The sequence below is a fragment of the Streptomyces sp. NBC_01224 genome (assembly GCF_036002945.1).
In the GTDB taxonomy this organism is placed as follows: Bacteria; Actinomycetota; Actinomycetes; order Streptomycetales; family Streptomycetaceae; genus Streptomyces.
Genome location: NZ_CP108529.1, coordinates 671,839 through 694,209 on the forward strand (window position 1 = coordinate 671,839; position 22,371 = coordinate 694,209).

Genomic DNA, 22,371 nt, shown 5'->3' on the forward strand with positions numbered 1-22,371 from the left:
CCCCCATGCCCATCCGCACGATCCGCGCGAGCGGTACCCCCCGAACGACCGGCTCGCCCGGCGCACCTGACAGCGCACCCGGCGATACCGGCACGACCGCGAAGGTCCGCGCCCGGCGCGCGGGCCTTCGCGGGGAGGGCACCTGGGGCTGGCTGTTCGTCAGCCCCATGGTGCTCGTCCTCGGCCTGTTCATGGTGCTTCCCATCCTGATGGCGCTGTGGGTGAGCCTGCTGCACTGGGACGGACAGTCCAACCCGTTCTCCGGTCAGGCCGATTTCGTCGGCCTGGACAACTACCGGTCACTGCTCACGCAGGACGGGCTCGACCGCACGCTCTTCGCGACGTCCTTGCGCAACAACGCCTACTACGTACTGCTGACCGTCCCCCTGCAGACCGCGCTGGCACTGGGTCTGGCTCTGCTCGTCAACCAGAAACTGCTTCGGGGACGCGGTGCTCTCCGTACAACGTTCTTCTTCCCGTCGGTCACCAGCTCCATCGCCGTCTCGACGGTCTTCCTCTTTCTCTTCCAGGGCAGTGGGGCCGTCAACTCCATGCTGTCCTGGATCGGGATCAAGGGACCGAACTGGTTCGCGGACCCGCGCGGGGTGCTCTCCCTGATCCTGGGCGGTCTGGGAATCGTCGATCCCGAACGGCCCACCGGGATGCTGGCGGATCACTCCACCATGGGGCTGTCGTGGTTCGAGTGGCTCTCGGGCCCCTCGGTCGCGATGTGCACGCTCATCCTGCTCGCCGTGTGGACCACCTCGGGCACGTTCATGCTGATCTTCCTCGCGGCGCTGCAGAACATCCCGCGGGAGCTGGAGGAGTCGGCCGCCATGGAAGGGGTCAACCGCCGTCAGATGCTGTGGCATGTGACTCTGCCGGCGCTGCGTCCCGTGCTGTTCCTGGTCCTGACCCTGGGGCTGATCTCCACCTGGCAGGTCTTCGACCAGGTCTATGTGATGGGCCAGGGCGCTCCGGGCAATACGACGCTCACGCCCGCCTTCCTGTCGTACTCCGCGGGCTTCGACAACGCGGACTTCGGGCAGGGCTCGGCGATCGCGTTCATCCTGCTCGCCCTGATCCTCATCCTGACCGCGTTCCAGCGCTGGGCGCTGCGGGAGCGTGGCGCACGCACCGGGAGGAACCGATGACCGTCACCGGTACGGCCGTACGCGGCCGGGCTCGGCCCTCCCCTCGCCGTCGCGCCCCGCACGACCGGGGCCACCCCGTCCTGAGCCGTTTCCGCCTGCCGTGGCGGTTGGTGGGGTACACCGCGGTGCTGGGGCTGGGTCTGCTGTATCTGCTGCCGTTCGTCCTCCAGCTGGTGACCGGTTTCAAGACGGATCCGGATGCCGCCGCGCATCCGCTGGGCATGCTGCCCACCACTCCCACCACGGCGGCGTACCAGCGGCTGTTCGGGTTGAGCCAGGCCGCGGACGGGGTGCCCTTCCTGCGTTGGCTGGGCAACTCGGCGCTGGTGGCGGTGGTGGTGACCGTGGGCCGGGTGCTGTTCGACTCCATGGCGGGATACGCGCTGGCGCGGCTGCGCTTTCGGGGCCGCACCGCACTGTTCGGCTTTGTGCTCGCGGTGATGGCGGTGCCCGGAGTGGCCCTGCTCATCCCGAAGTTCCTGGTGCTCAACACCTTCGGGCTCTTCGACACGTACACCGGCATGATCCTGCCGTTGCTGGTGGACGCGGCGGGCATCTTCATCATGAAGCAGTTCTTCGAATCGGTACCGCGCGAGGTCGAGGAGGCCGCACGGGTCGACGGGGCGGGTGTGTTCCGGATCTTCTGGTCCGTCGTCCTGCCGATGGCCAGACCGGCGTTGATCACCCTGACGATCCTGTCGTTCCAGGGCTCGTGGAACGAGTTCACGCACTTCCTCGTCAGCACGCAGTCCGGCCAGTACGAGACGCTCACCACGGGCCTGGCCCGCTTCGTCTCGGGCGGACTCGGCGGCGGAACGCAGTACCCGCTGAAGCTGGCGGCGGCGCTGCTCTCCACCATCCCGGTGGCCGCGCTGTTCTTCTGCTTCCAGCGCTACTTCGTGAGCGGCGCCAACGCGGGAGCGGTCAAGGAGTGAACTCCGGCGCCGTCGGTTTCCGACGGCGCCGGAACCCGACGCACCGACCGGACCGGGCTCCGCTGTTCTGAGCGTAATGGTCCTGATCACCTAGACTCGGCGGATGGCGAAGTATTTCGACGTGCACCCCGAGAATCCTCAAACCCGCACCATCCGCTCCGTGGCCGACAGCATCCGGGCCGGCGCGCTCGTCGCGTACCCGACGGACTCCTGTTACGCATTGGGGTGCCAGCTGGGCAGTCGTGACGGCATCAGCCGGATCCGGTCGATCCGGAACCTCGACGACCGTCACCATTTCACCCTTGTGTGCCAGAACTTCGCGCAGCTCGGTCAGTTCGTGCACATCGACAACGATGTGTTCCGTGCGATCAAGGCAGCGACACCCGGCAGTTACACCTTCATCCTCCCCGCGACGAAGGAGGTGCCACGTCAGCTGCTGCATCCTAAGAAGAAGACGGTCGGAGTCCGGATTCCCGACCATGTCGTCGCTCAGGCGCTGCTCGCCGACCTCGGTGAGCCGCTGCTGTCCAGCACCTTGCTCCTGCCCGACGAGGACGAGCCGCTGACACAGGGCTGGGAGATCAAGGAACGGCTCGACCATGTGGTGGACGCCGTGGTCGACTCGGGCGACTGCGGCACCGAGCCGACCACGGTCATCGACTTCTCCGGCGGTGAGCCCGAGATCGTACGCCGAGGGGCGGGCGACACCACGCGGTTCGAGTAGCCGCGCCGCGGGCATCACGGTGCCTGCCGGGCGGCCTCCGTGCCGGAACGCCGGCGACTCAGATGCGGGATGCCCGCAGCGCGGTCGCGAGGGCGGGGTTGCTGCAGCGCCGCGCGCGGCGGACGGTCCGGGGGCCGCAGAGCGGCCCGGTGCGCGATGCACTCCGTGAGCAGGCGGTTGAACACCGCAGGCCGCGCCGCTGCCAGGTCCTCACGGATCTCCACCGAACGCATAACCCGGGTGGTTCTCCGAGCAGCCCCAGGACCCAGTGGTCCGAGAACGACGGGTACGAGTGGTACCAGGGGCCCGCAGCAGGCGTCCGGCGGACACGGCTCCGAGCCCAGCCCGCCTTGGCGGCCCGGGACGTTCAAGTGGTGCGAGCCGGCCGGACCGGACGCTCCCAGAGGCCGCCCAGGTGCGCGTGGAGAACGTCCTGCGCCTCTTGCGGAGTGAGATGGCCGATGAGGACATGCGCGGTGAGGCCGTCCGCAAGGGCGAGGAGGGTGCGGGCCTCGCGTCGCGGATCGAGGGGCACGGCACGGTCGGCGCCCTCGCCGGCTTCCGAGATGAGGCGGGTGAACACCTCTTGCAGGGCTGCGTAGTTCGCCTTCAGCGTCCTCGCGAGGGCCTCACTGACGGCCGCCTGCGCAACGAAGGCGAGCCAGACCCTGGCCTCGGCGCGGTGCCCTTCCTGGAGCAGTGAGACCTCGGTCACCGCATGCCCCAGGGCGGTGCCGGCCGACTGGGCCGGACTCCTGACGAGGCGGGCCTGTACGCGCTCACTGATCCGCTCGCCGATGTGCCCGAGCGCGAACACGAGCATCTCTTCCTTGGTACGGAAGCATCGCTGAACGGCGCCCATCGACACCTGCGCACGAGCGGCGACGTCTCGAAGGGTCACGCCCTCCAGCCCGCGTTCGTCGGCGAGGTGGCAGACGGCCTCAGCGATCCGGCGGCGTCGGTCTGCGTGATCCACCTGTCTGGGCATACCCGGTCGCCTCCCTGGTTCACGGTCCTCTGTTTCGTAGCCCACTTTATTCGATGCGCTCGTATCGATTCCCGGGCTACAGTTCCGATGCAAGCGCATCGGAACATGCATGGGAAAGGACACGAACACATGCAGGACGCCCTGTGGAAGATGTCGGCCGCCGCGCAGGCGGAGGCAGTGCGCAACGCCCACGTCTCAGCGGCCGAACTGGTCGACAGCCACCTGGAGCGCATCGCCGAGGTCAACCCGCAGGTGAACGCGGTCACGCAGCTCCTGGCGGAGCGCGCCCGCGCCGCCGCGGCGCAGACAGACCGCCGGCGGGCCGCCGGTGAGGCGCTGGGGCCACTGGCGGGCGTGCCGTTCACGGTGAAGGAGAGCACCGCCGTCGAAGGCGTACCGACCACGTTCGGCGCGGAGCGCTTCCGCGATCTGGTGGCGTCGGCCGACGCGCCCCCGGTGGCCCGGCTGCGCGCAGCCGGGGCCATTCCCATCGGCCACAGCAACATGCCCACCCTGATCCTGGCGGGGATGCACACGCGAAGCGAGCTCTTCGGCGACACGGCCAACCCATGGGACCGCGGCCGGACCCCGGGCGGCACCAGCGGAGGCGACGGGGTGGCCGTCGCCACGGGCATGGCAGCGCTCGGGCTCGGCAACGACTCCGGTGGATCGGTGCGCATCCCGGCCCAGTTCTGCGGCGTGGCGGGGCTGAAGCCGACAACCGGGCGCTTCCCCGCGGACCACCGCGTCCTCGGCCCCGACGACCCCGGCCCGGCGTCCCAGATGCTGGTCACCGACGGCCCGCTGGCGCGGAGTGTGGGCGACCTCCGGTTGGCGTTCGAGGTGCTGGCCGGGACCGACCCGCGCGACCCACGGGCCGTACCGGTGCCTGCCTACGGCGAACCGCTCCCCGGGCCGGTGAAGGTCGCGGTCGTGGCGGACCCAGGTGGGCACGGCGCTCACCCCACGGTACGCAGGGCTGTCGAGACCGCGGCCGAGGTGCTGCGCGACGCCGGGTACGACGTGCGGGAGGTGCAGGACGTTCCGAGACTGGACGAGGCGCTCGAAGCGTACGGCCGGATCACCGTGACCGAGTTCGCTGCGACCTGGCCAGTGGTGCGGAAGCTGCTCGGAGCAGGCGGGGACCGCTATATCGAGATGATGATGGAGCAGACGCCGCCGGCAAGCGCGGACGAGTTCATGAAGCTGATGGGCACCTGGATGAGCATCCGCCGCTCATGGGCCGAATTCCTCCACGAATACCCGCTGTTGCTCGGCCCGGTATTCACCGAGCCACCGGTCGAGCCGGGGCTGGAGTCGCGCGACAGGGCCGGACGGGACCGGGTCGGCTCGGCGATGCGCCTGTGCACCGTGTCCAGTTTCGTGGGTGTGCCCGGCGTGGCCGTACCGACCGGAGTGGTCGACGGACTGCCGTCCGGGGTGCAGGTCGTCGGGCGCGCCTTCCGGGAAGACCTGTGCCTGGGCGCGGCGCAGGCGATCGAGGACCGGCTCGGAGTTCTCACACCGGTCGACCCGCGCGTGGGGGGCAGGGCTGTTTGAACCCTTGGGGTGCGCTTGCACCCTCGACTCCCGGCCGGCTGCGCGCAAGTCCGAGGCAACAGTGGGGTGCGCGGGCAGCCGGCCGCGGCTGGACACGGTGCGAACGGCACACTCAGCGACGCGACGGGGCATGGCCACCGGTCTCGGCGGCGGTTGCCCCGGCGGCGGCCTCCACCGCCCGGCCGTCGGAGGCGTCTGGGAAGGCGCCGACGGCGGACGGGGCGAGTTCCGGGCGGACGGTGGTCAACGGAAGAGGGCGGCCCACCGGGCCTCCTCTTCACACTGCTCCCGGCCTCGGCACAGCCGCGCGCGGACGGCCAGGGACACCGTGGTGGTGCTACCCGCGACCGCCACCAGTGCGACCGCGGACAGGGTGACCGGCATGAGCAGCAGAAGCATCGTGAGGGCCGCCGATCCCCACCCGGCCAGTACAGCGGCCGCGGCCAGCCGGCGGGAGCGCGGCCGGTCCTGGCCGGCACGCAGGTCGATGCAGGCGGGCAGGTACCAGACGTTGCCCGATACGCAGAGCACGGCTACGCCAAGCGCCAGAACACCATGGGACATCGGGCAGCACTCTCCTCAGGGGCGGGGATTGTGGTGGTGGACGAGGTCAGGGGTCACTGCGGTACGGCGGGGTCGAGCGCGGCGATCTCCGGATGGTGCAGGTCGAACGCCGGGGACTCGCTGCGGATACGGGGCAGGGCGGTGAAGTTGTGCCGGGGAGGAGGACAGGACGTGGCCCATTCAAGGGAGCGGCCATAACCCCATGGGTCGTCGACGGTTGTCTTCCTGCCGTACTGGGCGGTCTTCCAGACGTTGTAGAAGAAGGGGAGGAACGACAGCCCGAGCAGGAATGAACCGATGGTGGACAGGGTGTTGAGGGCGGTGAAACCGTCGGCGGCGAGATAGTCCGCGTACCGGCGGGGCATTCCCTGCGCACCGAGCCAGTGCTGCACGAGGAACGTGAGGTGGAAGCCGGCCGTCAGCACCCAGAAGGTGATCTTCCCCAGGCGCTCGTCGAGCATCTTGCCGGTGAACTTCGGCCACCAGAAGTGGAATCCGGCGAACATCGCGTAGACGACCGTACCGAAGAGTGTGTAGTGGAAGTGGGCGACCACGAAGTACGAGTCGGAGACGTGGAAGTCCAGCGGTGGTGAGGCCAGGATGACTCCGGTCAGTCCACCGAAGACGAAGGTGATCAGAAATCCGGTGGCCCAGAGCATCGGCGTCTCGAAGGACAGTGACCCCCTCCACATCGTGCCGATCCAGTTGAAGAACTTCACTCCGGTCGGTACGGCGATCAGGAAGGTCATGAAGGCGAAGAAGGGCAGCAGTACACCACCGGTGACATACATGTGGTGGGCCCAAACGGTTACGGACAACCCGGCAATGGCTATCGTCGCGGCAACGAGGCCGACATAGCCGAACATCGGCTTCCGGGAGAAGACCGGAATGATCTCGGAGACGATGCCGAAGAACGGCAGAGCCAGCACATAGACCTCCGGATGTCCGAAGAACCAGAACAGGTGCTGCCACAGAAGCGCACCCCCGTTGGCGGCGTCGAAGATGTGCGAGCCGAACTTCCGGTCCATCTCCAGCGCGAAGAGTGCTGCGGCGAGGACCGGGAAGACCAGGAGGATGAGTACGGCGGTCAACAGTACGTTCCAGGTGAAGATCGACATCCGGAACATGGTCATTCCCGGGGCGCGCATGCAGATGATGGTGGTGATGAAGTTCACCGCTCCGAGAATGGAACCGAATCCGGACAACGCCACGCCCATGATCCACATATCGGCACCGACGCCCGGTGAGTGGGTCGCGTCGGAAAGCGGAGCATAGGCGAACCAACCGAAGTCGGCGGCACCTTGAGGAGTGAGAAACCCTGCCGCGGCGATCAGCGAGCCGAAGAGGAACAACCAGTAGGCCAGCATGTTCAGTCGCGGAAAGGCCACATCGGGTGCGCCTATCTGGAGCGGCATGAGCCAGTTGGCGAATCCCGTGAACAGCGGCATGGCGAACAGCAGCAGCATCACCGAGCCATGCATCGTGAATGCCTGATTGAACTGCTCGTTGGAGATGATCTGCGTGCCGGGACGGGCGAGTTCGGCACGCATCACCAGCGCCATCGCGCCGCCGATCAGGAAGAAGACGAACGCGGTGACGAGATAAAGCGTGCCGATCTGCTTGTGGTCGGTCGTCGTGAGCCACGAGACGACGATCCGGCCGCGCGAGGAACGGCCCGGCAGATCGGTGCGGGGCTGCGTCGTGCCGGGCTGCTTCGTGCCCGCCCGAGTGGGCCCGCGGCCGCCCGGGGTGGCCTCCGCGCCGGCGGGGCCGGCCCCGGGGCCAGGAGGCTTGGGGCCATATGCAGGGATGGCCTGATTGCCCTGCGATTCCATTGCGTCCACCGGACCGTGTCCTCCAGCTCTGGCAGTTCTCCGAGCACTCCCCGGCCGCACGGGGGCGTGTCCGGGGAGCGGTCGGGAAGGTCCGGCGGATCACGAGGGGACGGACCGGACCTTCCCGGCCGCACCATGCTGGCCGCGAGCCGCGACGCTCTCCAGGGGCCGACGGGCACCCTCCACGGGGCCGACCGGCCCTACTGCCGTGTACATCCGGCAGCCAGCCGGCCCTGCCCACGCCCTCCTTCAAGACCACACACCGCCGGGCCCTCGGCATGTGGGCTGTCGTAGGCTGACCGTCCGTGGACCGGTCCCAGCCCCGCGGTGATCCGGTGAGCAGATACCCGGCATACGGCACACGGCCCCAGAGAACGGCACCCCGATGGCAGAGACAGCACCTCCCGAGCCCGGCTCCCCCCTCGAAGTCCCCTGCCCCGTCCCCTCCTCCCCCACGCTCGGCTCGCCCGGCCCCTCCTGCCCCGGTCCGGCCGCGTGGCCACACCCCAGCCGACCGGACCGGATGCGCAGTCTGCTGGATGCCGTGATGAGTCTGGGACGGGGCCTGGAACTCCCGGAGGTGCTGCGCGGCATCGTGGAGGCAGCGGTGACCTTGACCGACGCGGAGTACGGAGCACTCGGCATTGTCGGGGACGGGCAGAAGCTCCTGGAGTTCCTGCCGGTGGGCCTGTCGGAACAACTCGCGGCCAGGATCGGGCAGTCACCGTGTGGCCGCGGAATCCTCGGAGAGCTGATCCTTCACCCGGAACCGCTGCGGCTCACCGATCTGAGCAGCCACCCGCGCAGCTTCGGTTTTCCGCCTCATCATCCGCCGATGCGCACCTTCCTCGGCGTACCGGTGCGGGTGCGTGACGAGGTGTTCGGCAATCTCTATCTCACCGAGAAACGGGGCGGGGTGAGCTTCGACGCCGACGACGAGGCGGTACTGACCACCTTGTCGATCGCCGCCGGAGTCGCCATCGACAACGCCAGGATGTACGACGAGAGCCGCCGCCGGGAACGGCGCCTGGAGGCACTGGGCGAGATCACCCGCACTCTGCTCTCGGGAACGGACACCGACGAGGTGCTGCATCTGATCGCCGAGCGGGCGATGGAAGTGGCGGGCGCCGACCGGGCAGCGATTCTGCTGCCCACGGCACGGCCCGGTTCCGCGCCCCTCTCAGAGGCTCCGGCGGCAGCAGCGGCCGAGGAACGCCTCACCGTTGCCGTCGCCCATGGCCGGGACTCCGACCGTGTAACGGGGTTGTCCGTTCCGGCGTCGGGATCGCTGGCCGGGCTCGCAGCCCGTACCGGAACGCCTGTGCACTGCGCCGACGTCCGTACGGATCCCCGGGCCCATCCGTTCAGCGACGGTACCGAGGACGGTCTGGGCCCGGTGGTGGCGGTGCCGTTGCAGATCGATACCGGGGCACTGGGCGCACTGCGCCTGGGGCGGCCGGCCGACCGCCCGCCGTTCGACGAGACCGAGGTCGAACTCGTCTCCGGCTTCGCCGACCAGGCGGCCATCGCACTGGAACTGGCCCGCAGACGGGCCGAGTCCGAGGAACTCGCCGTGATGCACGACCGGGACCGGATCGCCCGCGATCTGCACGATCTGGCGATCCAGCGGCTGTTCGCGACCGGGATGACTCTCCAGAGCACCACCCGGGCCATCGCGGACCGCCCGGAAGCGGCCGAGCGGGTCAGCCGGGCAGTGGATGATCTGGACACCACTATCCGGATCATCCGGTCCACCATCTTCGATCTGCGCACGGCGGACGGTTCGGGCCGCAGCGGGCTGCGGCACCGGATAGCGGAGACCGCTCGTGCGGCGGCACATGTCCTCGGCTTCCGGCCCACGGTGCGGATCGACGGGCCGGTGGACACCACCATCCCGGACGAACTCGCCGAACACGTGGTGGCGGTCGCCGCCGAGGCGGTGTCCAACGCGTCCCGCCATGCCCGTGCGAGTCGTATCGGCATCGTGCTGTCGGCCGACGACGCGGTGACCCTGACCGTCACGGACAACGGCATCGGGATCACGGCAGGTGACACGACAGCTCCCCGAACGGGGACAGCGATCCATGACGGCGGTCAGCCGACAAGGCGCGGCGGTGGGCTGGCCAACATGCGTACGCGGGCGGAGCTGTGCGGCGGCACACTCGCCATCGAACGGCCGGCGGACGGCGGCACTCGGATCACATGGTGCGTCCCGCTCCACGACTGACGCCTGAGCAACTGTCAGATTCGCCGGACCGGGGTTTGCCCCTGGCGGTCCTTGATCCGGCCGACGAGCATCGCGGCGTGAATACGGCGGCCGACGCCCAGTTTGGCGAGGATCGAGGAGATGCGGTTCTTGACGGTCTTCTCGGCCAGGAAGAGGCGTTCCGCGATTTCGCGGTTGGTGAGGCCCTCGCCGATGAGGTCCAGGATCTGACGTTCCCTGGTTGTGAGCTGTTCCAGTTCCGATGCCTCCGACTCCTCGGCGGGGGTCCGCTGGTGGCCCCGCAACCGTGCCATCACACGAGCGGTCGTCCTGGGATCGAGCATCGAGGTGCCGGACGCGACCGTGCGTACGGCGGCGATCAGATCGGCTCCGTTGATCTGCTTCAGTACGTAGCCGGCCGCGCCCGCCATGATGGCGTCGAACAGTGCCTCGTCGTCATCGAACGACGTCAGCATCAGACATGCCAGTTCGGGCATGAGGGCGCGCAGTTCCCGGCATACCTCGATACCGGCGTGGTCACCGCGGGGGTCGTCGCCGAGCCTTACGTCCAGTACAGCGACCTGTGGCCTGCTGGCCGGTACGCGGGCCAGCGCCTCCCGGGCGTTGGACGCCTCGCCGACGACGTCGATGCCGTCTTCGGCCTCCAGCAGATCGCGTACGCCGCGCCGGACGACCTCGTGGTCGTCGAGGATGAAGACGCGTACGGGGGCCGCGGACTGCGGCGGCGGCGTGCTCAGCGGGGACTTCGCGAGGTCATTCACACCATGCTCGATCGGTTCGGGGAAGGGGGATCTCGGACCAGTATGTGCGTCGGTCCGCAGGCCGGTTCGCCGGGGTGTCACAGCATGTCGTAGAGGCTCTGAACAGGGCCGAAAGGCCCTGTGGCCAGGGCCGGTCGGCAGGCTGGACGCGGTGCCATACTGACGCCGCCGAGATCGTCCGGGCGCTACGGACGTCTCTCCGTCCCGGCCACCCCACCGTGCTGTCCCAAGGAGTCACCGGTCCATGAACACCCCGAGCGAGGACTACCACGCACTGCTCGCGCGGCATGACGCGATGCGGCTGCGACGACGCATCCTGTCCCCGGCCGGAGCTGGCGCCGAACCGTGGTGCGCCGAGGCACCGCAGCCGTACGACGGAACGTCCGACCAGCAGCTGATCAGCGAATTCCTGCCGCTGGTGAGCCCGCTGGAGGAGCTGATCGCCGAGCTGTACCGGGTCCTGTTCGAGCGGCATCCGTATCTGCGGTCGTTGTTCCCCGAGTCGATGGCGTTCCAGCAGGCCCATCTCGTCGGGATCTTCCGCTATCTGATCGGCAATCTGCACCGTACGGACGAAATGATCGCCATCTTCGCGCAGTTGGGCCGCGACCATCGCAAGCTCGGTGTGCGCCCCGCGCACTTCGAGGCGTTCGAGGCAGCGCTGATCGAGACGCTGCGCATGCGTGCGGGCGCCCGGTGGACCGGTGCCCTGGAGGATGCCTGGCTGCGGATGCTGCGGCTCGCCGTTTCGGCGATGGTCAGGGGCGCGGACGAGGCGATCGCCGAACCGCCGAGCTGGGAGGCGACGGTGGCCTCGCACGAGTTCCGTACGCCGGATCTCGCGGTGCTGAGGGTGCGCCCCCATCAGCCCTACCCCTTCAGAGCCGGGCAGTTCGCGTCCTTGGAGTCGCCGCTGCTGGAGCAGGCATGGCGTCCTTACTATCTGGCCCGCGCGCCGCATCCGGACGGGGAGTTGGAGTTCCATGTACGGGCCCGGGGTGCCGACGGGGTGAGTGATGCGCTGGTGCACGGCACGCAAAAGGGCAACACCGTCCGCCTCAGCGCACCGCGCGGCTCGCTTGCCCTGCCCGATCACACCCCGTCCGCCGACGTGGTGTTGATCGCCTCCGGTACCGGATGGGCCGCGATGAAGGCGCTGCTCCAGCAGATCGACGCCGAACGGTTCCGTGCGCACCGGGTGCGTCTGCTGCTGGACGGAGGGGTGGGTGAGGGCGTGTACGACTCGGCGTTCCTGGAAGCGTTCCGGCGCGGACGCCCCTGGCTGACCGTCCTCACGGCCGGTCAGGCCGATCCGGCCGGTTCCTCCGCAGATCCCGGTCTGCGGGCCATAGCCGGAGTACTGGCGCAGCGTCCCGGGGCCGTCGCCCGGCAACACGTCTATCTGGCCCTGGCACCCGAGGCGTCCACGACAGACTCGGCGCGGGCCGTCGCCGCCCGGCTGGCCGCCGCCGGAGTCCCGGCCACGCACGTCCATCACGACATCACCGGCATGGTGCGGGTCACAGAAACGTCTGCCAGTACGACCAGAACCGGATTGCTATCAGCATGACGATGGCCAGGCACCAAGTCACCGGCACCGCAAGGGGGAACTCCAGTACCGCCGCGACGAGGACGCGTGGGGCGGGCAGGACGCCATGGCGCAGATTGTGCACGGTGGTGTGCCAGAACACGAAGATCGTGGCCACCCACACGAGTACGCACCACAGGCAGAGCGCGCCGATGTCGTACAGCGCCTGCGTCATCAGCCACATGCAGAAGCCGACGCCGAACAGGGTGCCCAGGTTCAGCCCCAGCCAGTACCACCGTCGGTAGCGCGCGCCTGCGAGCAGGCCCGCGCCGGTCCCCATCACCACCCCGAAGGCGATCAGTCCGATGAGCGGATTGGGGAAGCCGAACACCGACGCCTGTTCGCTGCGCATCACATCGGCGCAGGACACCACGGGGCTCAGCGAGCAGGCGGGAACGAACCCTGGGTCGGCGAGCAGTTCGAACTTGTCGATGGTGATCACGAAAGAGCCGAGCAGCCCGAGGGCGGCGGTGATCAGCAGCAGCCATGCGAATCCCTGGCGCGCCCCGGTCCGCTCCCGTTCGTCGAGCGTCCCCGAAGCACCGTCGTTCGCCCGGTCCTCCGAGGCGTGAACCTCCCGGTCATCGGCCTCGAAGGCTTCCGCCACCAGCTCGGACTCACGTGCCGACGCGCTCATGACCGCCCCCGCACGGAGCCGTCCGGCCAGACGACCTCCACCCGGATTCCACGCGCCCGGGCAAAGGCAACCAGATGTGCGGTGGCGTCCCGGCCGTCCGACGGCGAACCGTCCCACACGGCAAGCACGGTCCGGCACGTCTCCACCAGACGTTCATCGGCGCTGACGCAAGCGTTGCGGTCGGCCGGATCAAATGCCAGCAGCCGTACGCTCTCGGCCAGGACCAGCAGTTCCCCTGCGGCCCGCCGGTCCCGCTCGGGCAGCACTGCGGGTACCGCGCCCTGGGCCGGCAGCAGTACCGTCAGCTTCCGTCCGGCCTCCCGGGCGGCGCGCCCGAACACGAGCGGCAGCCCCGCCCCGACCCGTACAAGAGCGGCCACGCCCTCTGCCAGGCAGTCCAGCCGCGCTCTCAGTTCGGCCTCCACCAGCGCCAGAGTTCTGTTGTTGAGGTCTCTGTGTCCAACGACCGCGATCACCGTGTTCCCCTCCTGTGCAGATCCGCACTGCCCGATCCGACCGAACGCTCCACAAGCCACGGCCCGGCCCCCGGAGCCGCCGTTGGGCCGGCCCGCGGCATGCGGTCCACCGCAGTGAATCCATCGGGGGTCCGACGCCGCTAGGGCCGTTCGGCCCTGGGCCGTTCGGCCCTGGCGTGGGGACGGCAGCACGCGATGTACTCGTGCGGCAGTCGAGCAGATCAGGAGACGAGGCCGCCCCATGAGCCACGCAGATCATCAATCGCCGCGGTCGTCCGTGCCCGCGGCCGCGCCCACGTCGTCGGCCCCGGCTCACGGCCCGGCGGCCACCGGACCACGCCGCACGGTCGAGTTGACGGGCGCTCAGGCGCTGAGCCTGCTCGGCGGGGCGCCGCTCGGGCGGATCGTATTCACCCAGCGCGCGCTGCCCGCGATCCGGCCGGTGAACCATCTGCTGGACCTCGGCCAGATCGTCATCCGGACCCATCAGGACTCGGACCTGTTCGCCCAGGCCCGGCACCATGGCGGCCAGGGAGTCGTGGTCGCCTACCAGGCTGATGACATCGATCCGCTGACCCATCTGGGCTGGAGCGTCGTCGCGACGGGTTACTGCCGCCCCGTGACCGATCCCGATGCCCTGAGGCGCTACCAACGACTGATCAGGCCCTGGTCTGACCGGGTGATGGACTGTGCGGTCCGCATCCGTCCGCATCTGGTCACCGGGATCCGGCTGACGGTCTGATGCAGCGTCTTTGTGCTGAAGGACTTCTCCGTAGCTCGCTCCGTGGGCGAAGTGCCCGGGTCGCACCAGGGCCCACTCGAGTCGCCTTTGGCTGGAAAACACGGCTGAGACCATCGGCCCACCTGGTCCGACCAGCCACTGTTCCCCGGGGCCGGGCGCGGACGGTGCCCGCCGGGGCGGGCACCGTCCGCGTTTCTCAGTGCTGTGCAGCCGGGGAGGTGCCGCGGAGCCCGGCTGCCGCGAATGCCGCTCCCAGCAGGCAGAGAACGCCGGTCACGGTCACGGCGGTGTGCACACCGTTCATGAACGCCTGGCCGCTGCCCTCCACGACGGCCGCCCGGAGCTGCTCGGTCATGTTGCCGGATACCGGGGCGACGCCCATGGCGACCGCGTCACGGGCCTCCCTCAGGCCGCCCGCGACAGACGCCGGGACCCCCGCGTCGGTCAGCTCGTCGACGAGCGTGGAGTCGACCCGGCTGCTGATCAACGAGACCAGCACCGACGTGCCCAGCGCGCCGCCGATCTGAAGGGCGGTGGCCTGGAGGCCGCCCGCCACTCCGCCGTCCTTGACGGGGGCCTGGCCGACGATGGCGTCGGAGGAGGCCGACAGCACCATGCCGACCCCCAGGCCGAGCGCGATGAACGGCGGCCACATCGTGGCGTAGGACGAGCCGGTGTCCCAGCTGAGCAGGCCGAAGGTCGCGGCGGCTTGGAGCAGCATGCCCAGCGGCATCGAGAGCCGGGGCCCGAAGCGGCCGGTCAGCGCCGCCCCCAGCGGGGAGGCCACCAGCGAAGCGAGACTGAGCGGCAGTGTGCGTACGCCGGCCTCGACCGGCGAGAAGCCGCGCACGTTCTGAAGGTAGAGCATCACGAAGAAGATCACGCCGAGCATCACGAAGAAGTTGAGGGCGGTGATGATCGTGCCGACGGTCAGCGCCCGGATGCGGAACAGCCGCATCGGCAGCAACGGGTGCGCGATCCGGTTCTCGTACCAGCCGAAGCCCACCAGGATGAGCACGCCGGCGGCGACGACGCCCAGGGTGCCGGCCGAGGCCCAGCCCCAGGTCTCGCCCTTGACGACGCCGAAGACCACGCACAGCAGGCCGAGAGCCAGCAGCACGACGCCGGGGACGTCGAAGCGGTGGTGGCCGGTCGAGTTTCTGCTCTGCGGCAGGACGGCGGCGCTGACCAGGAGCGCGATCACACCGATCGGGGCGTTGAGGTAGAAGACGGACTCCCAGTTGACGTTCTCGATGAGCAGGCCGCCGACGATGGGGCCGAGCGCTGTGGAGACGGCGGAGACCATGGCCCAGATACCCACGGCGATGCCGAACTTCCGTGGTGGGAAGACGGCGCGCAGCAGGCCCAGGGTGTTGGGCATCAGAAGCCCGCCGAAGAAGCCCTGCACCGCCCGGAAGACGATGACACCCTCGATCGAGCCCGACAGGCCGATGGCGACCGAGGCGAGGGTGAACCCGACGACGCCGACCATGTAGTAGGTGCGCCGTCCGAAGCGGTCGCCGAGCTTGCCGCCCAGGATCAGCGATGCCGCCAGGGCGAGCAGATAGGCGTTGGTGACCCACTGCAGATCCGCGGTGGACGCTTCGAGGGAGCGGCCGATCTCGGGGTTGGCGATCGCCACGACGGATGCGTCGAGCTGAACCATGAAGAGGCCGAAGGCGACCGCAAGGAGAGTCAGCCACGGGTTGAAGCGCCTGCCCTGGGGCGGCTCCACTTGCGGTAGGGAGGCAACGGGCAGCGAGGAGTGATCCACGGTGGTGGATGGCATGGAAGTGCCTTGTCTGTCGGAAGCGCTGCGGGAAACAGGGACGAAGCAGAATGCGCCGCGCCGACGGGCGTCGGGGCGGGCTGCCTCCGCGCAGGGGAAGGCCCCACGGGCACGGAGACGGCAGTGCTCGCGGTCGGTCGGGTCCCTCGGCGGGGACCGCTGGGTCTACTCGGCTGCGGGCACGGGGTGCAGATGCCGCGTCAGCGACGTCAGCGCGCCCACGACCGAACCGAGTGCGTCCAGCTCACCGTCGGTGAGGGACTGCAGGGCCTGCGCGATGTGCGCGCCTTCGAGACGCCGGACCTCGGCCAGTTCACGCCGAGCCCTTGAGGTCGGATGCAGATGGGCGATCCGCTTGTCGTCGGTGTCCTGCCGGCGCTCCAGCAGTCCCTGCTCGGTGAGCTGGGAGACGAGCGCGCTGACGTTGTTCGGCCGCATCAGCAGGGCGTCGGCGGCCTCACGCACGGTGGCGCCCTCCTGCTGCGAAACGAAACGCAGCAGCGCGAGCTGCCCCTCGGGCGGCTTGGGCCGCCCGAAGTCCTGGGCGACCCGGCGGTCCAGGGCCCGGTTCAGCGCGGGCAGGCACGCCGCGAGCGCAGAGGCCACACGGTCGAGGTCCTGGACGGACGCGCGGGAAACGGGCATGAGCGAGAGAATAGGTCTGATGCCATAGGTATGTCAAAAGATGTTCCTGCGTCGGATCCACCCCGGCAGCCAGTCGGAACCGTCCCGTGGAACGCAGGAGTTCTGCGAGGCTTCTATCGACGACGACCTGGGGGGAACGTGACCTGGCTGTTGGTGAAACGGGCCCTCGTCCTGCCCTTCGGCGGGCCGACGGAGCGCCTCGACAGCTCCGCCGGGCCCTGATCACAGGCCAGTGGCTCGGATGTCGGGCTGCGCTTGACGCCGTGGTCGCGGACGTTCCGACGGGTTTCACCAGGCGGGGCCCAGGCGGAGCAGTCGGCCGCGTACCAGGGTGACGTCGGGGTTGTCCGGCGTCCCCGGTCGCTGAACGAGGTGGCCGGTATCGATGGGCGGATCGTCGGTCTCTTGGACGGCAACCAGCGCATCGGAGGCGAGTTCGGTGAGGCAGAGGCAGCGGGGCAGAACGGTGAAGCCGGCCCCGGCGGTGACCGCGGCGACGCTCAGTGGATTTCTCCGGGAATCCCTCGGAACGTGCGCCGGTAGGCGAGCGGCGACACACCGATGACTGCGTGCAGGTGCTGGCGGAGCGACGTGCCCGTCGCGAAGCCGACCTGGGCGGCGACATCGTCCACCGGCAGGTCGGTGGATTCGAGCAGATGCCGTGCGCGGGCGACCCGCTGCTGAATGAGCCATCGCCCCGGACTCGTTCCCACCTCCTCACGGAAGCGGCGGGCAAAGGTACGCAGACTCATCCGCGCATGGTCGGCGAGCTCGGCCAGGCTCAGGGGCTCGTGAAGGTTCTCCAGCGCCCACTGGCGGGTGGCGGCCGTGCCGTTCGAGGAGGCGTCGGGCACCGGCTGGTCGATGTACTGCGCCTGCCCGCCGTCCCGCCAGGGCGGTACGACACAGATACGAGCGACCCGGTTGGCCACTTCGCTGCCGTGGTCCTTGCGTACGACGTGCAGGCAGACGTCGACACCGGACGCGGCACCCGCGGATGTCAGCACATCGCCGTCGTCGATGAACAGCACATCCGGATCGAGCGCGATGTGCGGAAACCACTCCCGGAAGACGCCGGCAAGCGCCCAGTGCGTAGTGGCAGGACGTCCGTCGAGCAGACCGGCTGCAGCGAGGACGAAGGCGCCCGTGCAGATGGACACGATGCGCGTGCCCGGTGCCACGCACGCGAGAGCCTCCGTGACGGCCGCAGGCGCCTCCCGCGCGATGAGCGAGGTGGCGAACGGTGGGATGACCACGGTGTCGGCCATGCGCAGAGCGTCCGGGCCGTGCTCGACAGTGATGGAGAAATCGGAGTTGGTATGCACCGGACGACCGTCGACGGTGCAGGTCACGACCTCGTACAAGCCCTCCGCGGCCCCGAAGACCCGGCTCGGAATGCCCAGCTCGAACGGGTACACCCCATCCAGGGCCAGAACGGCTACACGGTGAACGCTTCCCATGGCAGGATCCTGTCGAAAGATGGCAATCATGCCATGGTACGGAACGGCGGGGCCCGCGACGCTGGACGCATGAGTCAGAACGCAGCGGAAAGCACGGCTACCACCGGCCCCGCCACCATGCGCGCCATGAGCCAGGACATCCACGGAACCCCGGACGTACTCAAGGAAGTACGACTGCCGAAGCCGGTCCCGGGACCGAGCCAGATCCTGGTCGCCGTCCGCGCGGCCGGGGTCAACCCCACCGACTGGAAGCACCGCGCCAACGGGCTTTTCCTGGACCGGCTTCCGCTGGTCCTGGGCTGGGACGTCTCAGGAGTCGTCGAGGCCGTCGGCTTCGGCGTCACTCTGTTCAAGCCGGGCGACGAGGTCTTCGGCATGCTGCCCTACCCGTACGGGGTCGGCTCCCACGCGGAGTATGTGACCGCCCCGGCCCGTGCCTTCGCCCGCAAGCCGGCCGGCATCGACCATGTCCAGGCCGGGGCCCTCCCGCTTGCCGCCCTCACCGCATACCAGGCCCTCGTCGACACCGCCGACGTGCGCCCCGGGCAGCGGGTCCTCGTCCACGCGGCCGCAGGCGGCGTCGGCCACCTCGCAGTCCAGATCGCCAAGTCCCGTGGGGCGTACGTGATCGGTACCGCGAGCGCTCCCAAGCACGATTTCGTCCGGGCACTTGGCGCGGACGAGATGATCGACTACCACAGCGTCGACTTCGCCGAGGCCGTCAAGGACATCGATGTCGTCCTCGATCCCCTGGCGGGCGAGACCCGCGCCCGCTCGCTGAACGTCCTGCGTCCTGGCGGTGTTCTCGTCTCGCTCCTGTACGGCGGGTCCCCGAACGAGCGGCAGCGGGCCGCCGAGTTGGGCGTCCGTGTCGAGACCCTCCTTGTCGAGGCCGACCACGCCGGCATGAACGCCATCGCCGACCTCGTCGAGGCCGGCTCCCTCCATGCCCACGTCGAGACCACGTTTCCCCTCGCCGAGGCACCCAAGGCCCACGCCCTCGGTGAGACCGACCGGACCTCGGGAAAGATCGTGCTCGTCGTGACGGAGCCCGCATCAGCGGAGTTGTGATCCCTCCGGCAGGGTCTGCGATGCGGATTCCCGGACGGACAGCCGGAGTCGTGGTGCCAGACCCTGCCGGAGCGGTCCACCTGTTCCGCAATGACAACAAGGAAGTGGGTGCCCGCCGGGTCGGCCACGCCGGAAACAGGTTCTCCTCGTTCCTTGGCCGGTGCCGAAAGATCCCCGCTCTGCGTCAGGCTGCCGCTCTCGGATCAGGGCCGGTCGGTGTCCTCCGGAAGGGTGCCGAGAAGTGCCTGCAGCCGTGCGGTGGTGAGGATGCCCACCGCGAAGCCGTCCTCGTCGACGACGGGCAGGATTGTCAGGGACCGCTCGCGCATGGCGGCCGCGGCCTCCGACGCCGGCATGCCGGGGTGCGCGAACGGGCCGCTGTCGTGTGCGATGTCACGGACCCGGGTGTCCTCGGCGTACCAGGGCTGCGCTGCGTGGGCGGTGAGCTGGTCGAGAGTGATGATTCCGGCGCACCGGCCGGCGTCGTCGCGGATGAGTACGTACTGGGTGCGGGATCCGCGCAGGACATCGAGTGCCCTGTCGATGCTGACGTGGTCGCTGATTTGCAGGTCCGGCGCGATCATGGCGTCGGCGGCTGTAGGACTCATTCGAGAGGTGATCGTCGGCTCCAGGGGCTTGGCGGTGCGCGGCGTCACGCCCGGCGGGCACGAGAGGGCGCACCTGCTGAGGGCGCGGCGGCGTCGGCCTTGAGCTGGTGCAGAGGTGTGCTCATGACCGCCGCCTCCAGGGGTTCGAGACCGGGCGCCGGTACACGGCACCCGGCAAGTACGGTCGTCCGCGGGAGCGCCGCCGTCCCGGTTGCCGGGTCCGGCCGAGACCGATGGGAGGTACGGTCCGGCTGGGCCGACAGTGCCTCGCCGTCGGTTTCAGCACGTCGAGGCAGATGCGCGCGTCGATCGGGCGTGGGTCGGATGAGGGCGTGGGCCTCTGGAACCGGTGCGTCCCGATCGGGGTGCCCGGACAAGGACACCGCGGCCCGATTCCGGCGGGCCGGGGTTCTTCGTCACGTCACGCAGGCGGATCCGTCACTCGCCTTCGAAGTCGTATCCGATCACTCGGAAGCTCGCTCCCACGCCGTCGTTGACGAACACGCCTCCTTCGACGCGCTGCGGGAACACGCCCGATGTGGCGCCGTAGGGTCCGACGACGGCGACGGGGCCGCCGTTGTCGCAGGTCGCCCCGCTGAAGACCTCGACGGTCCTCCGGCTGTCGTTGAAGATGTTGAAGCTCGTGGCGCCGAGGCCGCTGGCCGCGGTGATGCAGCCGCCGGGGTAGGCGGAGTACGTCCGCTCGTTGAAGTGGATCCTGCCCTCGTCGTAGCCCCGACCCCCGCCGTGGCCCCTGCCCTCGTTGCCTCTGCCCTCGTCGTTACCTCTGCCCTCGTCGTTGCCCCTGCCTTCGCCGTTGCCCCTGCCCTCGTCGTTACCTCTGCCCTGGTCACCCTTTCCGGCGTCGCCCTCGCCGTTGGGGGCCGAAGCCGGGGCTGCGGCCTGTCGCACGACCGGGACTGCCGGGACTGCCGGGGCCGGCTGGGCCGGCCGGGCCGGCCGGGCCGACTCGATGGTGGCGGCCGAGGTGAAGGTGCTGCCGGTGGCTGTCAGGGCCATGGCGCCCGCGAGGGCGGCGGTCACGACGGTGGAACGTGTAACCATGTCACTTCTCCTGTCTCAGAGAGGCCAGCTGCGTAGCCGACCCGTGACTGAACGTACTTACGCTCCACAAGACTGTCATTTCGGGCATATCGAACGGCTGACACCGAGCACCGATCGGGATACCACCCGAGCCGGACAGCCCGGAAAGGCTCATCACCGGTTGACACGCCGAAGGACCGGCGCGGGCAGCGGTGCTGCTGCCTGTGCCGGTCCTGGCTTGCGGTGCGGGGGCTGAGTCTGTGGCTCAGTAGGCGGAGTTGACGTTGTCGATCGACCCGTAGCGGTGGGCGGCGTAGTTGGCGGCCGCGGTGATGTTGGCGACGGGGTTGGTGAGGTCGTGGGCGGTGCCGGCGACGTGGTAGGCGTTGAAGGTCGGCTGGATGACCTGGAGCAGGCCCTTGGAGGGTATGCCGTTGCGCGCGTTGACGTCCCAGTTGTTCTGGGCGTTGGGGTTGCCGCTCGACTCACGCATGATGTTGCGGTGCAGGCCCTCGTAGGTGCCGGGGATGCCCTTGGCCTTCATGATGGCCAGCGATTCCTTGATCCAGCCGTCGAGGTTGTTGGCGTAGCCCCTGCCGCCCTGGGCGCCGTCCACGGAAGCCCTGACCACGGAGGCGCTCGCCGGTGCCTTCTCGGCTGCCTGCGCGGATGTCGACGTCAGCGTGAGGGCGGCGGCCGCGGCACCGAGGGTGGCGATGCCGGCGACGGACATGGTGCGGAAGCGGGCGATGCGGCTGGTACGGGTCTGCGTGTTCGTGGTCATACGGAAGGAACTCTCCAATGGGGACGTCACGGTGCTGCCTACCGGTCATGGTTGCGGTGGCTTGCGGGGCGGTGCCCCGCGCTGCGGGCCGGAACGAACGGATCCGAAGGAATCCACCCGGCCCTGTCGCGGCTTCCCGCAACGACAGCCATGGTTAGCGACGTGCGGGGCGGGGCGCAATGATGTGACGTACTACCCAACATCGGAGAAATGTCCAAAATGACATATTCTGTGGTGCTTGTGTACTGTTCGGGCGACCCGCCGCCCTACTACCCGCCTTAGGATGTGACACAGCTCCTATGGGTGGCATCACATCCACGGCGTCACATCGGCGGTCCTGGCAGGGCGGTTCCCGCACCGGATCCGCGCCTTCCCCGGCCGGCAGCACCGCCGGTTGTCGGACGGCTGGGGCCGCCCCGTCTCATGGCGGCCCCAACCTGCTCTTGATGTGTCCGGGCGACGGATCCCCTGGCGCTCGACGGTGATCCCCGGTAATCCGGCCAGGAGAACACTGTGCCGCCGACTCCGAGCAACTGAGATACGAGGCTTCCCGGTTCGGGATCACGAGCGGCTGAGTCATCCGTCCGGAGCGGTCGAGCGCGGCCGTTGCCCGACGGGAGGACTGGGCGGGTGCCGGCGATCAACATGGCAGTACCGCGCGCTGTGATCGTTGTCCTACGGCTACGGCGTCGGACAGGGGCCAGAAGCCGGTCGGACGAGAAACCGACTGTGGTGATCGTGCCGGCCCCGGGCGTGCCGCGCCGAGGCGTTGCACGAGG

22 protein-coding genes are annotated in these 22,371 nt (G+C 69.2%); 8 read left to right on the plus strand and 14 right to left on the minus strand.

The features are described 5' to 3' along the window. Nucleotides 1–5 precede the first annotated feature (5 nt). The 3 genes from OG609_RS02920 to OG609_RS02930 all read left to right on the plus strand — a co-directional run bounded on the left by OG609_RS02920 (nucleotide 6) and on the right by OG609_RS02930 (nucleotide 2,813). Nucleotides 6–1,154 carry a carbohydrate ABC transporter permease gene (locus OG609_RS02920; RefSeq protein ID WP_327271297.1) on the plus strand — a complete coding sequence of 383 codons (1,149 nt, stop codon included), beginning with the start codon at nucleotides 6–8 and terminating at the stop codon, nucleotides 1,152–1,154. Beyond that, the gene (locus OG609_RS02925) at nucleotides 1,151–2,089 is read left to right on the plus strand and encodes a carbohydrate ABC transporter permease (RefSeq protein ID WP_327271298.1); all 939 of its coding nucleotides are present in this window, start codon (nucleotides 1,151–1,153) and stop codon (nucleotides 2,087–2,089) included. Before OG609_RS02920 ends, OG609_RS02925 begins: the two co-directional genes overlap by 4 nt. A 103-nt stretch (nucleotides 2,090–2,192) precedes the next feature. Next, a complete protein-coding gene (locus OG609_RS02930) occupies nucleotides 2,193–2,813 on the plus strand; it encodes an L-threonylcarbamoyladenylate synthase (protein ID WP_327271299.1) in 621 nt (206 codons plus the stop codon). A gap of 14 nt (nucleotides 2,814–2,827) precedes the next feature. Here the strand turns inward: OG609_RS02930 and OG609_RS02935 are convergent, their stop codons facing one another. Further along, on the minus strand, nucleotides 2,828–3,046 hold the full coding sequence (locus OG609_RS02935; RefSeq protein ID WP_327271300.1) for a hypothetical protein: 219 nt from the start codon (nucleotides 3,044–3,046) through the stop codon (nucleotides 2,828–2,830). A 134-nt stretch (nucleotides 3,047–3,180) separates the two neighbouring features. Continuing rightward, nucleotides 3,181–3,801, minus strand: a complete 621-nt coding sequence (locus OG609_RS02940; protein WP_327271301.1) for a TetR/AcrR family transcriptional regulator — start codon at nucleotides 3,799–3,801, stop codon at nucleotides 3,181–3,183. Between the two features lie 129 nt (nucleotides 3,802–3,930). Here OG609_RS02940 and OG609_RS02945 point away from each other — a divergent pair, with 129 nt between their 5' ends. Continuing rightward, the gene (locus OG609_RS02945; protein WP_327271302.1) at nucleotides 3,931–5,361 is read left to right on the plus strand and encodes an amidase; all 1,431 of its coding nucleotides are present in this window, start codon (nucleotides 3,931–3,933) and stop codon (nucleotides 5,359–5,361) included. Nucleotides 5,362–5,473: 112 nt separating this feature from the next. Here OG609_RS02945 and OG609_RS02950 read toward each other — a convergent pair whose 3' ends face one another. Genes OG609_RS02950 through ctaD form a run of 3 tightly spaced genes read right to left on the minus strand, consistent with a single transcriptional unit; the run spans nucleotide 5,474 to nucleotide 7,769 of the window. Beyond that, entirely contained in the window at nucleotides 5,474–5,608 is a 135-nt protein-coding gene (locus OG609_RS02950; protein ID WP_327271303.1) for a hypothetical protein, read from the minus strand. Next, complete coding sequence (locus OG609_RS02955; protein WP_327271304.1) at nucleotides 5,605–5,925, minus strand: hypothetical protein; 321 nt, start codon at nucleotides 5,923–5,925, stop codon at nucleotides 5,605–5,607. The genes OG609_RS02950 and OG609_RS02955 overlap by 4 nt, the downstream gene beginning before the upstream one ends. A 53-nt stretch (nucleotides 5,926–5,978) precedes the next feature. After that, entirely contained in the window at nucleotides 5,979–7,769 is a 1,791-nt protein-coding gene (ctaD, locus tag OG609_RS02960; RefSeq protein ID WP_327271305.1) for an aa3-type cytochrome oxidase subunit I, read from the minus strand. Between the two features lie 514 nt (nucleotides 7,770–8,283). Here ctaD and OG609_RS02965 point away from each other — a divergent pair. Next, on the plus strand, nucleotides 8,284–9,987 hold the full coding sequence (locus OG609_RS02965; RefSeq protein ID WP_327277922.1) for a sensor histidine kinase: 1,704 nt from the start codon (nucleotides 8,284–8,286) through the stop codon (nucleotides 9,985–9,987). A gap of 14 nt (nucleotides 9,988–10,001) precedes the next feature. Here the strand turns inward: OG609_RS02965 and OG609_RS02970 are convergent, their stop codons facing one another. Next, nucleotides 10,002–10,748, minus strand: a complete 747-nt coding sequence (locus OG609_RS02970) for a response regulator transcription factor (RefSeq protein ID WP_327271306.1) — start codon at nucleotides 10,746–10,748, stop codon at nucleotides 10,002–10,004. A 244-nt stretch (nucleotides 10,749–10,992) separates the two neighbouring features. On the opposite strand from OG609_RS02970, the gene OG609_RS02975 reads away from it, so the two are divergent. Then, a complete protein-coding gene (locus OG609_RS02975; RefSeq protein ID WP_327271307.1) occupies nucleotides 10,993–12,318 on the plus strand; it encodes a globin domain-containing protein in 1,326 nt (441 codons plus the stop codon). Here OG609_RS02975 and OG609_RS02980 read toward each other — a convergent pair. Then, nucleotides 12,269–12,973 (minus strand): vitamin K epoxide reductase family protein, encoded by a 705-nt coding sequence (locus tag OG609_RS02980; protein ID WP_327271308.1) that lies wholly within the window; start codon nucleotides 12,971–12,973, stop codon nucleotides 12,269–12,271. The genes OG609_RS02975 and OG609_RS02980 overlap by 50 nt on opposite strands. Further along, a complete protein-coding gene (locus tag OG609_RS02985; RefSeq protein ID WP_385655345.1) occupies nucleotides 12,970–13,449 on the minus strand; it encodes a hypothetical protein in 480 nt (159 codons plus the stop codon). The genes OG609_RS02980 and OG609_RS02985 overlap by 4 nt, the downstream gene beginning before the upstream one ends. Before the next feature lie 241 nt (nucleotides 13,450–13,690). Here OG609_RS02985 and OG609_RS02990 point away from each other — a divergent pair, with 241 nt between their 5' ends. Next, on the plus strand, nucleotides 13,691–14,191 hold the full coding sequence (locus OG609_RS02990; RefSeq protein ID WP_327271309.1) for a pyridoxamine 5'-phosphate oxidase family protein: 501 nt from the start codon (nucleotides 13,691–13,693) through the stop codon (nucleotides 14,189–14,191). A 196-nt stretch (nucleotides 14,192–14,387) separates the two neighbouring features. On the opposite strand, the gene OG609_RS02995 is transcribed toward OG609_RS02990, so the two are convergent. From OG609_RS02995 to OG609_RS03010, 3 genes are all read right to left on the minus strand, one after another. Beyond that, a complete protein-coding gene (locus tag OG609_RS02995; protein ID WP_327271310.1) occupies nucleotides 14,388–15,980 on the minus strand; it encodes an MFS transporter in 1,593 nt (530 codons plus the stop codon). Between the two features lie 165 nt (nucleotides 15,981–16,145). Further along, nucleotides 16,146–16,625, minus strand: coding sequence for a MarR family winged helix-turn-helix transcriptional regulator (locus OG609_RS03000; RefSeq protein ID WP_327271311.1), 480 nt, complete (start codon nucleotides 16,623–16,625; stop codon nucleotides 16,146–16,148). 500 nt (nucleotides 16,626–17,125) lie between these two features. After that, the gene (locus tag OG609_RS03010) at nucleotides 17,126–18,085 is read right to left on the minus strand and encodes a GlxA family transcriptional regulator (protein ID WP_327271312.1); all 960 of its coding nucleotides are present in this window, start codon (nucleotides 18,083–18,085) and stop codon (nucleotides 17,126–17,128) included. 117 nt (nucleotides 18,086–18,202) lie between these two features. Between OG609_RS03010 and OG609_RS03015 the strand changes: the two genes are divergently transcribed. Next, on the plus strand, nucleotides 18,203–19,156 hold the full coding sequence (locus OG609_RS03015) for an NADP-dependent oxidoreductase (RefSeq protein WP_327277924.1): 954 nt from the start codon (nucleotides 18,203–18,205) through the stop codon (nucleotides 19,154–19,156). Between the two features lie 203 nt (nucleotides 19,157–19,359). Here OG609_RS03015 and OG609_RS03020 read toward each other — a convergent pair whose 3' ends face one another. The 3 genes from OG609_RS03020 to OG609_RS03030 all read right to left on the minus strand — a co-directional run bounded on the left by OG609_RS03020 (nucleotide 19,360) and on the right by OG609_RS03030 (nucleotide 21,592). Then, the gene (locus OG609_RS03020) at nucleotides 19,360–19,764 is read right to left on the minus strand and encodes a CBS domain-containing protein (RefSeq protein ID WP_327271313.1); all 405 of its coding nucleotides are present in this window, start codon (nucleotides 19,762–19,764) and stop codon (nucleotides 19,360–19,362) included. A gap of 438 nt (nucleotides 19,765–20,202) precedes the next feature. Further along, nucleotides 20,203–20,829 carry a hypothetical protein gene (locus OG609_RS03025; RefSeq protein WP_327271314.1) on the minus strand — a complete coding sequence of 209 codons (627 nt, stop codon included), beginning with the start codon at nucleotides 20,827–20,829 and terminating at the stop codon, nucleotides 20,203–20,205. Between the two features lie 244 nt (nucleotides 20,830–21,073). Beyond that, the gene (locus OG609_RS03030) at nucleotides 21,074–21,592 is read right to left on the minus strand and encodes a transglycosylase SLT domain-containing protein (RefSeq protein ID WP_327271315.1); all 519 of its coding nucleotides are present in this window, start codon (nucleotides 21,590–21,592) and stop codon (nucleotides 21,074–21,076) included. Between the last annotated feature and the right edge of the window lie 779 nt (nucleotides 21,593–22,371).